10 protein-coding genes and 1 pseudogene are annotated in these 14,036 nt (G+C 53.5%); 6 read left to right on the plus strand and 5 right to left on the minus strand.

Annotated features, from left to right (window positions below):
- Positions 1–22: 22 nt before the first annotated feature.
- Positions 23–1,201 (minus strand): MFS transporter AraJ, encoded by a 1,179-nt coding sequence (gene araJ, locus BH714_RS07720; RefSeq protein WP_040017569.1) that lies wholly within the window; start codon positions 1,199–1,201, stop codon positions 23–25.
- Between the two features lie 166 nt (positions 1,202–1,367).
- On the opposite strand from araJ, the gene ppk2 reads away from it, so the two are divergent.
- Positions 1,368–2,186: a polyphosphate kinase 2 gene (ppk2, locus tag BH714_RS07725; protein ID WP_025204134.1), complete on the plus strand. Its 819-nt coding sequence runs from the start codon at positions 1,368–1,370 to the stop codon at positions 2,184–2,186.
- Positions 2,187–2,229: 43 nt separating this feature from the next.
- Here the strand turns inward: ppk2 and fdnI are convergent.
- The 3 genes and pseudogenes from fdnI to fdnG all read right to left on the minus strand — a co-directional run bounded on the left by fdnI (position 2,230) and on the right by fdnG (position 6,818).
- Positions 2,230–2,882, minus strand: a pseudogene (fdnI, locus tag BH714_RS07730) (formate dehydrogenase-N subunit gamma).
- On the minus strand, positions 2,875–3,759 hold the full coding sequence (gene fdxH, locus BH714_RS07735; RefSeq protein WP_014170219.1) for a formate dehydrogenase subunit beta: 885 nt from the start codon (positions 3,757–3,759) through the stop codon (positions 2,875–2,877). The pseudogene fdnI and the gene fdxH overlap by 8 nt, the downstream one beginning before the upstream one ends.
- A gap of 11 nt (positions 3,760–3,770) precedes the next feature.
- Positions 3,771–6,818: a formate dehydrogenase-N subunit alpha gene (gene fdnG / locus BH714_RS07740; RefSeq protein ID WP_088202968.1), complete on the minus strand. Its 3,048-nt coding sequence runs from the start codon at positions 6,816–6,818 to the stop codon at positions 3,771–3,773.
- 221 nt (positions 6,819–7,039) lie between these two features.
- Here fdnG and yddG point away from each other — a divergent pair, with 221 nt between their 5' ends.
- The 3 genes from yddG (at position 7,040) to BH714_RS07760 (ending at position 10,160) form a co-directional block, all read left to right on the plus strand.
- Positions 7,040–7,918, plus strand: coding sequence for an aromatic amino acid DMT transporter YddG (gene yddG / locus BH714_RS07750; RefSeq protein ID WP_014170222.1), 879 nt, complete (start codon positions 7,040–7,042; stop codon positions 7,916–7,918).
- A 630-nt stretch (positions 7,919–8,548) separates the two neighbouring features.
- Positions 8,549–9,622 carry a porin OmpD gene (gene ompD / locus BH714_RS07755; RefSeq protein WP_020884056.1) on the plus strand — a complete coding sequence of 358 codons (1,074 nt, stop codon included), beginning with the start codon at positions 8,549–8,551 and terminating at the stop codon, positions 9,620–9,622.
- Positions 9,623–9,701: 79 nt separating this feature from the next.
- Positions 9,702–10,160 carry a GFA family protein gene (locus tag BH714_RS07760; RefSeq protein WP_020884055.1) on the plus strand — a complete coding sequence of 153 codons (459 nt, stop codon included), beginning with the start codon at positions 9,702–9,704 and terminating at the stop codon, positions 10,158–10,160.
- Between the two features lie 38 nt (positions 10,161–10,198).
- Here BH714_RS07760 and BH714_RS07765 read toward each other — a convergent pair whose 3' ends face one another.
- Positions 10,199–11,686: an MFS transporter gene (locus BH714_RS07765; RefSeq protein WP_040017572.1), complete on the minus strand. Its 1,488-nt coding sequence runs from the start codon at positions 11,684–11,686 to the stop codon at positions 10,199–10,201.
- Positions 11,687–11,802: 116 nt separating this feature from the next.
- On the opposite strand from BH714_RS07765, the gene BH714_RS07770 reads away from it, so the two are divergent.
- The gene (locus tag BH714_RS07770; protein ID WP_040017574.1) at positions 11,803–12,378 is read left to right on the plus strand and encodes a TetR family transcriptional regulator; all 576 of its coding nucleotides are present in this window, start codon (positions 11,803–11,805) and stop codon (positions 12,376–12,378) included.
- 206 nt (positions 12,379–12,584) lie between these two features.
- Positions 12,585–13,970, plus strand: coding sequence for a NarK family nitrate/nitrite MFS transporter (locus tag BH714_RS07775; RefSeq protein ID WP_025204128.1), 1,386 nt, complete (start codon positions 12,585–12,587; stop codon positions 13,968–13,970).
- Positions 13,971–14,036: the final 66 nt, after the last annotated feature.

Genomic DNA, 14,036 nt, shown 5'->3' on the forward strand with positions numbered 1-14,036 from the left:
TACCGCGCCTTACCGGCGCGGTTCAACGTGCGGAAGCGAGCGAACCGGCGTCTGCCTTTCTGGCCCGAAGGTGCGCGTAGATCAGCAGTGAACTCATGGCTGAGAAAGAGAGCACAGCCGCTGGCAGCGTGACATAGCTCCAGCTAAAGCCAAGCGTGATCATCATCCCGCCAAAATACGCCCCTATCGCACTGCCGAGGTTAAATGCCATCTGCCCGCCTGCGGCACCCAGCATCTCACCGCCCTTCGCATTTTGCAGGAGAAGAATTTGCAGCGGCGCAGAGAGTGCAAACAGCCCGGCACAGCAGATAAAGCCCATCACCAGCGACGCCGTTTTATGTTCCCCAAAGGCGAATAGCAACAGCAGTGACGCGACAATGACCATGTCGGTGGTGGCGGCAATACGCAGCGGACTGAAGCGACCCGATAATTTCCCGCTCAGGAGATTACCTAACACCATACCCAGCCCCATCAGCATCATGATGACCGTCATGACGCCTTCGGAGAAGCCAGAGACGTTGACCATAAACGGTTTGACGAAGCTGAACCACGCAAACACACCAGCATTGCCAAACATGGTGGCGGCAAAAATCAGCCACGGCTCCGGTTTTTTCAGAAAGGAAAATTGCGCGGTCAATTTGATTTCGGAGCGATCATGGATGTGCGGCACCCAGACCAGTACCGAGATGATCACCAGAGCATCAAACAGGGCAATCAGGAAAAAGGTATAGCGCCAGCTGAATTCATGACCCAGCCAGGTGCCCAGCGGTACGCCCACCAGATTGGCAACCGTCATGCCGGCTATCATGCCCGCCACGGCGACCGTCACCTTCCCCGGAGGCGCAATTCTCGAGAGAATAATCGCCCCGACGCCAAAAATGGCGCCGTGCGGAAAACCGGAAATCAGCCGCCCTATAGCCAGCCAGGCATACGACGTTGAAAAGGTAAAAATTGCATTTCCGACGGCACACAACACCACCAGAAACAACAGCGTGGATTTTAACGAGAACTTGCCTGAGAACAACGCCACAATCGGGGCACCAATCACCACACCAAAGGCGTAAAACGAAATCATATTCCCGGCGGCGGGAATTGAAATTCCGGTGTCATGGGCCAGTTCAGTTAATACGCCCATAATGCCAAATTCAGCCATTCCCAGGCCAAACGTGCCAAGTGCCAACGAAAAAATTGTCTTTTTCATACCACAACCACTGGTTAACAACGCGCGACAGGCATTATTGAACAATCTTGTATGGTGAGCCAGTTCAAATCAGCTGGCTGACACGTTAATCCATTAATTCAGGTGGATTACACTTCATAGTGCGGCCCCGCTTTTTCCCGCGCCGGACAACCTGAGGATGACAATCATGGGAAGCAAGAAGAAAACCAGTGTCGCAGTTGATGTCATAAAGCATGAGCCGTTAAAAACGAAAGAGTATGAAAAAGAGCTTCGTCGCCTCCACGTTGAACTGGTTAAGCTCCAGCAGTGGGTCGTCGCAAAGGGTTTAAAGGTCTGTATTGTCTTTGAAGGGCGCGACGGTGCCGGTAAAGGCGGAACCATTAAAGCCATCACTGAACGCGTTAGCCCACGCGTCTTCCGGGTTGTTGCGCTCCCCGCCCCGACGGAAAAAGAGAAGACCCAGCTCTATTTCCAGCGTTATGTCCCCCACCTGCCAGCCGCCGGCGAAATTGTCATTTTTGACCGCAGCTGGTACAACCGTGCGGGCGTTGAACGGGTGATGGGATTCTGCACACCGGAGCAGGTCGAGAAGTTTCTTGATGGCACGCCGGTGATGGAAAAAGCAATGGTGGATGCCGGGATCATCCTGCTCAAATACTGGCTGGAGGTCACGCCGAAAGAACAGGAGCGTCGTCTGCGCGATCGTATTAACGACGGGCGAAAGACCTGGAAATTATCGCCAATGGACATTAAGTCTTTCAATCTATGGGATGAATATACCGTGGCGCGAGATGCGATGTTTGCTGCCACCGACACCGCCTGGGCGCCGTGGTTTGTCGCCCGTTCGGAAGATAAAAAACGCGTGCGCCTGAACATTATTTCGCACCTGCTGGCGCAAATCCCGTACAAAGCCATTCACATCGAAGCGGTGAGTTTGCCGAAGCGTAAGATTGGTAAAGTGAAGCCGACCCAATACCCGTTCCGGTATGTTGAAGAGCGTTTTTGACTGAAGCGTTCGCGGGTCAGAGAATGACCCGCGAGCGCGGGACTTACGGCATTCCTTTCGTACTGTCCTGTTTCGCTTCCAGCCGCTCAACGTCACGGTACCAGCGCGGGTGGTGTTTCTGCGCCCAGCGGCGGCTCACCTTCCCTTCAATCATGCCTTTAATCGACCCTTTGACCCAGAAGGCCATATACATGTGGATCAGGATGGCGTGGATCAGAATGATGGCTGACGTCGCGTGAATAAGCAGCGCGTAGCGAATCACCTGAATGGGGAAGTAGTGCGCAAAGTACGGCCGCCAGATAATGACGCCGGTGACCAGCAGCACAAAAATCATGCTCATGATGGTCCAGAACATCATCTTCTGCCCGGCGTTGTATTTGCCGACCTTCGCAACCTTATGCTCATTGCCCTTCAGAACCTCAATAATCCCCTTCAGCCATGGAATGTCATGCTTGTCCGGAATATTGTGATGTACGAAGCGCGCAAACATAAACATCAGCACCACGAAAATCAGCACGCCGAAGAACGGATGCAAAATACGCCCCATCTGTGGCGTCCCGAAGGTTTCCGTCAGCCACTGCAGCGTCGGGAAGAAGAAGGAGATCCCGAGACCGCCACCAGGAAGAAGCAGATCACTACCGTCCAGTGACAGGCACGGTCGACAAACTTCGTGCGCACAATCCATGACTTACTCATGAGGTTCCTCCTCGTCGTCATCCACCTCTTTGTTGGGTCCGATACCGATGTAGTGATAAATCAACCCGGCGAAAGTAGCGATAAAGCCCGCCGCAGAGAGCGGTTTGAGCGCCCCTTTCCACAGGTTGATCGAGGTATCGATCGCAGGATCTTTCGGCAGATTGTGGTACAGCTCCGGCTGGTCGTTATGGTGCAGAACATACATCACGTGCGTTCCCCCCACACCCTGCGGGTTATAAATGCCCGCACTGGCGTAACCGCGCGCTTTCAGTTTGTCCACGCGCTGCTGGGCTACCTCCAGCATCTCTCTTTTTGTCCCGAAGTGGATAGCCCCGGTCGGGCAGGTTTTCACGCAGGCAGGCTCCTGCCCGACGCTCACGCGATCGACACACAGGGTGCATTTGTAGACCCGGTTATCCTCTTTACTGAGGCGCGGAATATTAAACGGACAGCCCGCAATGCAGTAGCCGCAACCGATGCAGTTATCCTGCTGGAAATCGACAATCCCGTTGGCGTACTGGACGATGGCCCCGGCTGACGGACAGGCCTTCAGGCATCCCGGATCTTCGCAGTGCATACAACCGTCTTTACGGATCAGCCACTCCAGCTTGCCGTTCTGATCGGTTTCGCTAAAACGCATCACCGTCCAGGATTTGGCACTCAGGTCCGCCGGATTATCGTAAACCCCGACGCAGTGTCCCACTTCATCGCGGATATCGTTCCACTCCGAGCAGGCCACCTGGCAGGCTTTACAGCCCACGCAGGAAGTGACATCGATAAGCTTGGCGACTTCTGCCTTATCATCCCGCGCACGAGGCGCGGGGGTGATAGAGTTGGTCGCGGAGCGTTTAATAATGTCCTGTGTTTCCATTGCCATGTATTCGCTCCTTACGCTTTCTCGATGTTGACCAGAAACGCTTTGTACTCCGGCGTTTGCGAGTTGGAATCGCCGACGTTTGGCGTCAGGGTATTGGCGAGGTAGCCTTTTTGCGCCACCCCTTCAAAGCCCCAGTGCAGCGGAATACCGACAGTTTCCACCTGCTGACCATGCACGTTCAGCACCTGCAGACGACGCGTAACCACCGCAACCGCGCGAATAAAGCCACGCTTGCTGCTCACCTTCACGCGGTCACCGTTGGCAATACCCTTCGCTTTCGCCAGCGTTTCGCTGATCTCCACAAACTGTTCCGGCTGGGCAATGGCGTTAAGCCGTGCATGCTTGGTCCAGGTATGGAAATGCTCGGTCAGGCGGTAGGTTGTCCCGACATACGGGAACCTGTCCTTCTTGCCTAAACGCAGGACGTCCTCTTCATAGATACGCACCACCGGACTGGATATGACGTTCGGGTGCAGCGGGTTGGTACCGAGCGGCGTTTCCATCGGCTCGTAGTGTTCCGGGAATGGCCCCTCCGCCAGCTTATCAAGGGCAAACAGGCGTCCCAGCCCTTCCGGCTGCATGATAAACGGCCCGGTCTCAGTGCCCGGTGCGGCGGTGCTGAAGTCCGGAATATCGTTACCCGTCCATTTGCTGCCGTTCCATTCGATCAGCATCCGTTTCGGATCCCACGGTTTGCCGTTGATATCCGCAGAAGCACGGTTGTACAGCACGCGACGGTTCAGTGGCCATGCCCACGCCCAGCCCAGCGTATTGCCCAGCCCTGACGGGTCGGCGTTATCGCGGTTCGCCATCTGGTTACCCTGCTCCGTCCAGCAACCGGTGTAGATCCAGCATGACGACGCGGTCGTGCCGTCATCCCGCAGCAGCGCGAAGCTGTTGAGCAACTGACCTTTCTTCGCCAGCAGTGTGCCGTTCGCGTCATACAGATCCGCCAGCGCAATGCCGTTATTCTCTTTGGCGACCTCTTCGGATTCAGGATGGTCCGGCTGTTTGTAATTCCAGCTCATCCTCAGCAGCGGTTCAGCGCCTTTCCCCCCTTCGGTGCGATACATTTCACGCAGACGATGGTAAATCCCGGCCAGGATTTCGCCGTCGTTACGCGCTTCACCCGGTGCATCCTGGCCTTTCCAGTGCCACTGCAGCCAGCGGCCGGAGTTGGCAATCGACCCGTCTTCTTCTGCAAAACAGGTGGACGGCAGGCGGAACACTTCGGTCTGAATCGATGCAGGATCGACGTCGTTCATTTCGCCGTGGTTCTGCCAGAAGTTGGAGGTCTCGGTCACCAGCGGATCGATAACCACCATGTATTTCAGTTTGCTCAGGCTGCGAACGACCTTGTTTTTGTCCGGGAAAGACGCCACCGGGTTAAAGCCCTGGCAGATGTAGCCCGTAACGTTGCCCTTATCCATCATGTTGAAATACTTAATGACGTCGTAGGCCTGGTCCCATTTCGGCAACCACTCGAAGCCCCAGTCGTTTTCCTTCTGCGCGGCATCGCCATAGAACGACTTCATCAGGCTGACGAAGAACTTCGGATAGTTACTCCAGTAGTTCACCTGATCGGCACGCGTCGCTTTTGGCGTGTTGGCCGCCAGATAGCTGTGCAAATCAGTCTGCTTTTCAGACGGCAGCGTCAGATAGCCTGACAGGCTGGTCGACAGCAGGCCCAGATCGGTCAAGCCCTGAATGTTGGAGTGTCCGCGCAGGGCGTTCACGCCGCCGCCGGCCATCCCCATGTTTCCAAGCAACAGCTGGATCATTGCCATGGTGCGGATGTTTTGCGCACCGACGGTATGCTGCGTCCAGCCGAGCGCATACAGGAACGTCGTGGTTCTGTCGGCGGCGCTGGTAGAGGCCAGTACATCACACACCTTGAGGAAATCTGCTTTTGGCGTACCGCAGATATTCTCCACGACGTCCGGCGTATAGCGGGAAACATGCTGTTTCAGCAAATTCCATACGCAGCGCGGATGGCTCAGGGTCTCATCGCGTCTGGCGTAGCCGTTTTCATCGAACTGGTAGTTCCAGGACGATTTATCGTACTGCCGTTTTTCCGCGTCATAACCGCTGAACAACCCCTCTTCAAAGGCAAAATCATCCCGTACCAGGAGGCTGGCATTGGTGTAATGCTTAACGTATTCAGCGTTAATTTTATTGTTTTCAATCAGGTACAGCAGAACGCCTGAGAGGAACGTAATGTCCGTACCGGAGCGAATAGGCGCATAGATATCCGCCACCGATGCCGTACGCGTAAAGCGCGGATCGACAACGATCAGCGTCGCATCGTTATTGTTTTTCGCTTCCATCGCCCAGCGGAAACCCACCGGATGGGCTTCAGCGGCATTACCGCCCATCACCATCACGACGTTGGCGTTTTTAATATCAACCCAGTGGTTGGTCATCGCACCGCGACCAAATGTTGGAGCAAGACTTGCTACCGTTGGTCCGTGTCAGACGCGCGCCTGGTTATCTACCGCCAGCATGCCGAGGGAGCGCACAAATTTTTGCGTCAGCATGCCGGTTTCATTACTTGCCGCGGACGCGCACAGCATGCCGGTCGACAGCCAGCGGTTCACCGTAACGCCCTGCGCGTTCTTTTCGATAAAGTTGGCGTCGCGGTCAGCTTTCATCAGTTTTGCGATTCGGGAAAACGCCTCATCCCAGGAGATACGCTGCCATTTGTCAGATCCTGGCGCACGGTATTCCGGATAGCGCAGACGGTTTTCGCTGTGGACATAATCCAGCAGACCCGCCCCTTTCGGACAAAGTGCGCCACGGCTCACCGGATGATCCGGGTCCCCTTCAATATGATAAATCGCTTCTTTGGCGTTCTTCGCGCCATCGCCCAGGCTATACATTAAAAGCCCACAACCTACGGAACAGTATGTGCAGGTGTTACGGATCTCTTTCGCGCGCAGCAGTTTATAGTTGCGTGCCTGAGCCAGCGCCATTTTGGGTGCAAATCCCAGCATTGCGGCTGTTGTTCCGGCCATACCGCCCGCGCAGATTTTAAAAAATTGTCTGCGGCTGACGTCCATTGTTGTCCTCGTTTTCATATAAGACTTCGCGCCGCAAACTAGCAGTAAAGCCCCTGATTTTTTTGCGTCAAATCAAGGTCACTTGTCTTCACCCCCTTAATAGTCACCCCCACGGAATTTAAATACCTCTTTTTGATTAAAGACTTAAGAGAATAATTCGCGATGGCAGGAGGATTAATGCTATAAATTTTTCCTTTGATTTTTATAGCGGTGGCAGGGTTATGGACAGAAAGAGAGCAACGCTCACGGGACTGGCGGCGATACTGTTGTGGAGCACCATGGTTGGCCTCATTCGTAGCGTCAGTGAGGGGCTGGGACCGGTGGGAGGCGCCGCAATGATATACACCCTCAGCGGATTACTGTGCCTGGTGACGGTAGGATTTCCTGATATCAGACGGTTTTCACCCCGGTATCTTATTGCCGGCAGCGTGCTGTTTGTCAGCTATGAAATTTGCCTCGCCCTGTCGTTAGGCTATGCCGCAACGCGCTCCCAGGCTATCGAAGTGGGAATGGTCAATTATCTCTGGCCAAGCCTGACGATAGTGTTTGCCATTTTATTTAACGGCCAACGGTCCACCCTGTGGGTGATCCCGGGCTTAGCCGTCTCATTGTTGGGCGTCTGTTGGGTATTAGGCGGAGAACAAGGGCTACATCTTGATGACATCATGCGTAATGTCATCTCAAGCCCGCTCAGCTACGCGCTGGCGTTCGCCGGGGCTTTTATCTGGGCGGCTTACTGCACCGTCACCAGTAAGTTTGCCAACGGGCAAAACGGGATAACGCTTTTCGTGCTGCTCACCGCGCTCAGTCTGTGGGTGAAATATGCGTTCAGCGAACAGCCGCAAATGGTGTTTACTCTCCCGGTGGTCGTAAAGCTCATCATGTGCAGCGTCGCACTGGGGTTTGGCTATGCGGCATGGAATATCGGTATTCTTCATGGCAACGTCACGGTACTCGCAGCGGTATCCTATTTCACGCCTGTACTCTCAGCAGCACTCGCTGCCGTATTGCTGAATTCCCCCCTCTCGTTTTCTTTCTGGCAAGGCGCATTAATGGTTTGTGCCGGGTCATTGTTGTGCTGGTACGCCACGCGAAAATAATATCGCTATCTTCTGCCGGGTCCATAATCGCCCGGCGGGAATTAACATAAATTTAATATGTGATCGCGCGTCAAAATAATGATCGGCGCGTTAGAAAAGCCGTTTAGATTCTGTTTATATTACCGCCCTTTCGTAAATCCCCGTCGTCTTTTATTGACATAACTTGACACCGTTACGTTATTAATCCCTTGCGAATATTAACAATGTATATAGCACAAAGTGCAATAGTGTGTTTCTGTGTGTTTCATGTCCAACAACGATTATCCCGTACAATGGAATAGTTAACCCATTGATTTTAAACGGCTGACATTTATATCAAATGCGCAAAAAGACAGAAAATACCGACAATTAACAAAAGAAACTAAAATGGCCGAAAACTATATTGCGGCCAATGGTTTTGTTGAATAATTCATCAAAAAATGCACAAATCCCCACCATCTCATTCGTTACAGCCGCAATTTATCCGATCCGGATCACACTAATTGAAATTATTGCTAATATTTTGAAACTTATTATTGAAACCCTACTACAAGATTCTTAAAAATAGCATGCCATTGATGATTAGCCTCGTTTAGAAATCATTCAAAGTGGCTCAGGAAATACTGAAGAAAATTATAAGGAATATTTAAGATGAAACTTAAATTAGTTGCAGTGGCAGTGACTTCCATGTTGGCAGCAGGCGTTGTAAACGCGGCTGAAGTTTTTAACAAAGACGGTAACAAACTGGATCTGTACGGCAAAGTAACAGGTCTGCACTATTTCTCTGATGACGCTGGCAACGACGGCGACAAAACCTATGTTCGTCTGGGCTTCAAAGGTGAAACTCAGATCAACGACCAGATGACCGGTTACGGCCAGTGGGAATACGAGTTCAAAGGCAACCGCTCTGAATCTCAGGGTTCTGACGGCAACAAAACCCGTCTGGCATTCGCGGGCCTGAAATTCAACGAATTCGGTTCTTTCGACTACGGTCGTAACTACGGTGTTGCTTACGATATCGGCGCATGGACTGACGTTCTGCCAGAATTCGGTGGTGATACCTGGACTCAGACTGATGGCTTTATGACTGGCCGTACGACTGGCGTTGCAACTTACCGTAACACCGACTTCTTCGGTCTGGTTGATGGCCTGAACGTGGCTGCTCAGTACCAGGGTAAAAACGACCGTAACGACATCACCGAAGCGAACGGTGACGGCTGGGGTCTGTCTTCTACTTATGAATTCGAAGGCTTCGGTGTAGGTGCTACCTACGCGAAATCTGACCGTACTGACCGTCAGGTTGCTGCTGCAAGCAATCTGAATGCAGGCGGCGAAAACGCCGAAGTATGGGCTGCGGGTCTGAAGTACGATGCCAACAACATCTACCTGGCAACCACCTACTCTGAAACCCGTAACATGACCAACTTCGGTAGCGGTTTCATCGCTAACAAAGCGCAGAACTTCGAAGTGGTTGCTCAGTACCAGTTCGACTTCGGTCTGCGTCCATCCATTGCTTACCTGAAATCCAAAGGTAAAGACATTGGTACATACGGCGACCAGGATCTGGTTGAATACGTTGACGTTGGCGCGAGCTACTACTTCAACAAAAACATGTCTACCTACGTTGATTACAAAATCAACCTGGTTGACGACAGCAGCTTCACTAAAGCAGCTGGCGTTTCTACCGACAACATCGTTGCTGTTGGTCTGACCTACCAGTTCTAAGATTTGTTAGTATAAAAAAGCCAGCCTTCGTGGCTGGCTTTTTTTATTCGGTTTGACTGGCGTAATAAAGGAGCACGCCATGCATATTTTCAAAGGACGCTGCCTGTGTGGGATGAGCCAATTCAGCGTTTCCCTCAACAACTTCGACGTCTATGCCTGCCACTGTACCCAGTGCCAGAAATGGTCGGGGGGAATGGCCATGTATCTGGAAGCGCAGGGTCAACCGCTTGTGGAAGAAGAGTCGATAGCCCCCTCTCATTTCACGTCATCTGCGCGCGGCGAACGCTGGTTTTGTCCCGGATGCGGTTGCCCGCTGTGGTTCACGCTGACCGCACGCTCAACGACGCGCTATTTCATTCCCTGGACGCAGCTTGAGATGAGCGAAGACGAACGTCGCCGTCTGATACTTGCCGCTGAAATCTATACTGAAACGCAACCCGCATTCTTTGGCCTGACCGGGCAATACGCGCGCTTTAGCGGCACCGAAATTGAAGCACACGACAAGCGCTGCCTGCTGACTCCCCATGACGCACACTGAGGGTTGCCCGGTAAGCATCGCGCCACCGGGCCTGTTTTTTACTGTTTCGGTACGTTTGCCAGGCTAAACCAAATCCCGACCGCCAGCACCAGTAACATTGCGCCAGCACTGCCTAACGCCACGCTGTGTGACGTGATAAAGGCCGTTTTTGCCGCCGCAATTAACGACTCCGCCAGCCCTGGAGTCAGGCTCTGCGCCACGTTTACCGCTTCGCCAATCGATGACGAGGCCTTATCGGCCAGCGTCGCGCTCAGTCCCTGCGGCAGGACAATTGACGCCGAGAAGCTGCGGGTTAGCAGCAGACCAAAAATGGCAATGCCCAACCCTGCGCCCAGCTCATAGGACATGGTTTCAATCGCCCCTGCGGCAGCCGCTTTCTCTTTTGGCGCAGCCGCCATAATTGCCGAGGTTGAGGCCAGCAGCGCACTGGCGGCACTGAAGCCCAGCAGCACCATCAGACTCCATGCCTGCCAGTGCTGCGTGCTGAAGTCGAGCAGTGACAGACCGATAAAGCTGACGGCACTCAGCCCCATTCCACCTGCCGCCACCAGCCGCAGCCCCAGACGACCGACCAGCACACCGGCAATCGGCCCGCTAAACCCGCTGGCAACCATCAGCGGCAGCATAAACATCCCCGCTTCAAATGGCGTAAAGCCATGCACAAACTGCAGCTCCTGGGCCATCAACAGCTCAAACCCCACCAGCGCGATCATGGCGGTCATCGCCATCACGACACCGCTTAAAATAATGCGATGACAGAACAGACGCATGTCGATCATCGGCACGCGGGCGCGAAGCTGGATCCGCACAAAGATCATCAGCATCACCGCTCCGGTGAGCAGCGTCATTGCCACCAGCCACGGAGAAAGCACCCCTTTGAGCGCGGTTTTCGCGCTGTAGACCAGCAGCAATATCGCCACAATCAGCATGATTGCATGGGCAATATTCAGCGGCTGTTCCGGGCGTCCCTGTTGACGAGGCACCAGACGCGCGGCAAGGGAAACAACGATGACCACGATCGGCACGTTGATCAAAAAGACCGATCCCCAGTAAAAATGCTCCAGCAACATACCGCCAATCAACGGACCAAACGCCGCACCGCCTGAACCGACGGCGGCCCAGACCCCAAGCGCGATGTTGCGATCGCGCGCATTAACGAACAACGTGCGGATCCCCGCAAGCGTGGCCGGGATGATCATCGCCGCCCCAATCGCCAGCGAGGCGCGGGCAGCAATCAGCCATCCTGCTGAAGGCGCAAATGCAGCTGCCAGCGATGACAAGCCAAACAGCGTACTGCCAATTATCAACAACCGTTTAAAACCAATGCGGTCACCCAGTGCGCCCATCGGCAGCACCATCCCCGCCATCACCAGCGAGTATATATCGATGATCCACAATAATTCGTTACCGCTGGCACCCAGCGTCATACTCAACGTCGGCGCCGCTACGTGCAGTACCGTCGCGTCGATCGCCACCGGGATATACACCAGCACGATAATGACTAACGCTAACCACTGACGAAACATAAATTTCCTTTTCTTTTAAATCATGGACACATGTCCAGCTTGCGATCCTACGTAAAGTTGAACGAGTGTCCAGCTTTTTGTTACACTTGTTTCAGTCCCATTAAGAGTGAGTGAAAATGCGATATCTGAGCAAGGATGAAAGGCGGGAAGAGATTTTACAGGCCGCTATGCGCGTGGCGCTCTCTGACGGACTTTCCGCAATGACGGTACGGCGAATTGCCGCCGAAGCCGGCGTCGCCACCGGACAGGTCCACCACCATTTCACCTCTGGCGGGGAGCTAAAATCGCTGGCTTTTGTGCGGTTGATCCGTGAACTGCTGGATGCGGATGTGGTCGGCAAGCAGGCCAGCTGGCGACATCAGCTGCATGCCATGCTCGGCAGCGATGATGGCCGGTTTGAGCCCTATATTCGCCTGTGGCGTGAGGCGCAGATCCTGGCAAGCCGGGATACGGACATCAGGGGCGCATATGTACTGACCATGGAGATGTGGCACCAGGAGACCGTCGCCCTTATCAAAGCAGGCACTGACGCGGGAGATTTTACCCCGGGCGATCGGCCAGAAAATATTGCCTGGCGTTTAATTGGTCTGGTGTGTGGCCTGGACGGCATTTATATATTAGATATCCCAGAGATGGACGACGATGCCTTTAATAACCATCTTGATAAATTAATCTCTCTGGAATTGTGTTAATACTCACTTATGAGTATTAACAGCCCTCACTTACAATTCGTAACACATTAAGCGAACCCTTATTTCCCCTCCCGGCTCAGGGATTCGCTTTTTTATCTATCCTTTCAGATGTATCCCAAACCATCCAATAATTCCAGAAACACACCGTCAGACATCCACCTGTTTTTACTCCATTTTTTCTTTTTATGGTTAAGCAAGAGGGCGACATGTCACAACAAAGTGAGAAGAATAATCCTTATCTGCTGAGCAACTGGAAACCCGAAAACGCGCAATTCTGGGAAAATAAAGGAAAGCATATTGCCCGAAGAAATCTTTTAATTTCTGTGGCTTGCCTGTTATTAGCGTTTTGCGTATGGATGTTATTTAGTGCCATTGCGGTCAATCTGAATAAAGTTGGATTTAATTTTTCCACCGACCAGCTTTTTATGCTAACAGCCTTACCCTCCCTGTCCGGTGCGATATTGCGCGTCCCCTATTCGTTTATGGTTCCTCTCTTTGGTGGACGCTACTGGACGGTGTTAAGCACGGTGATCCTGATTGTTCCCTGCGTCTGGTTAGGGATCGCGATTCAGGACACTGCCACTCCCTACTGGATCTTTATCGTCATCGCGCTGCTGTGTGGTTTTGCCGGCGCTAACTTCGCCTCCAGCATGGGCAATATCAGCTTCTTCTTCCCGAAAACGAAACAGGGTAGCGCCCTGGGGATTAACGGCGGGCTGGGGAATCTGGGCGTGAGCGTAATGCAGCTGGTCGCGCCGCTGGTGATCTTCCTGCCCATGTTCACCTTTCTCGGCGTAAACGGCGTGCCGCAGGATGACGGCTCAACGATGTGGCTGGCCAATGCCGCGTGGATTTGGGCGCCCCTTCTCCTGCTGGCCACGATTGCGGCGTTTTTCGGCATGAATGACATCGCGAGCTCTAAGGCCACGATTGCCAGCCAGCTACCGGTGTTAAAACGTTTTCACCTGTGGCTCCTGAGCCTCCTCTACCTGGCAACCTTCGGTTCGTTTATCGGTTTTTCAGCAGGCTTCGCCATGCTGTCGAAAACCCAGTTTCCTGACGTCAATATCCTCCATCTGGCTTTTTTTGGCCCACTGATTGGCGCGCTGGCCCGTTCTGCGGGCGGGATGATCTCAGACAAACTCGGCGGCGTACGCGTCACCCTGATTAACTTCGTCTTTATGGCGCTTTTCAGCGCCCTGCTTTTCCTGACGCTTCCCGGTTCCGGGTCGGGCAGTTTTCTCGCCTTCTATCTGGTCTTTATGGGTCTGTTCCTCACCGCCGGACTGGGCAGCGGGTCAACGTTTCAGATGATTGCCATCATTTTCCGCCAAATCACCCTCACCCGCGTGAAGCAACAAGGGGGAAGTGACGAGCAGGCGCAGCATGAAGCAGTGACCGAAACCGCGGCAGCGCTGGGCTTCATATCCGCCATCGGTGCCGTCGGCGGGTTCTTCATTCCGAAAGCCTTCGGCACGTCGCTGGCCATGACCGGCTCGCCTGTGGGTGCCATGAAAGTTTTTCTCGTGTTTTACATCGTCTGCGTCCTGGTGACCTGGCTGGTTTATGGCCGCAAATCTTCACAACAATAACAATTACACATTCGCCTGAGAGTGGGCAGCCCTCTCCGAAAAGGCTATCGAAGCAGGAGAAATGTC

This window comes from Enterobacter ludwigii (assembly GCF_001750725.1).
In the GTDB taxonomy this organism is placed as follows: Bacteria; Pseudomonadota; Gammaproteobacteria; order Enterobacterales; family Enterobacteriaceae; genus Enterobacter; species Enterobacter ludwigii.

Coding starts and splice junctions, on each gene's coding strand:
- fdxH (WP_014170219.1), bottom strand. CDS start 3,759: ATGGCAATGGAAACACAGGACATTATTAAACGCTCCGCGACCAACTCT.
- yddG (WP_014170222.1), top strand. CDS start 7,040: ATGGACAGAAAGAGAGCAACGCTCACGGGACTGGCGGCGATACTGTTG.
- ompD (WP_020884056.1), top strand. CDS start 8,549: ATGAAACTTAAATTAGTTGCAGTGGCAGTGACTTCCATGTTGGCAGCA.
- BH714_RS07765 (WP_040017572.1), bottom strand. CDS start 11,686: ATGTTTCGTCAGTGGTTAGCGTTAGTCATTATCGTGCTGGTGTATATC.
- araJ (WP_040017569.1), bottom strand. CDS start 1,201: ATGAAAAAGACAATTTTTTCGTTGGCACTTGGCACGTTTGGCCTGGGA.
- BH714_RS07760 (WP_020884055.1), top strand. CDS start 9,702: ATGCATATTTTCAAAGGACGCTGCCTGTGTGGGATGAGCCAATTCAGC.
- BH714_RS07770 (WP_040017574.1), top strand. CDS start 11,803: ATGCGATATCTGAGCAAGGATGAAAGGCGGGAAGAGATTTTACAGGCC.
- BH714_RS07775 (WP_025204128.1), top strand. CDS start 12,585: ATGTCACAACAAAGTGAGAAGAATAATCCTTATCTGCTGAGCAACTGG.
- ppk2 (WP_025204134.1), top strand. CDS start 1,368: ATGGGAAGCAAGAAGAAAACCAGTGTCGCAGTTGATGTCATAAAGCAT.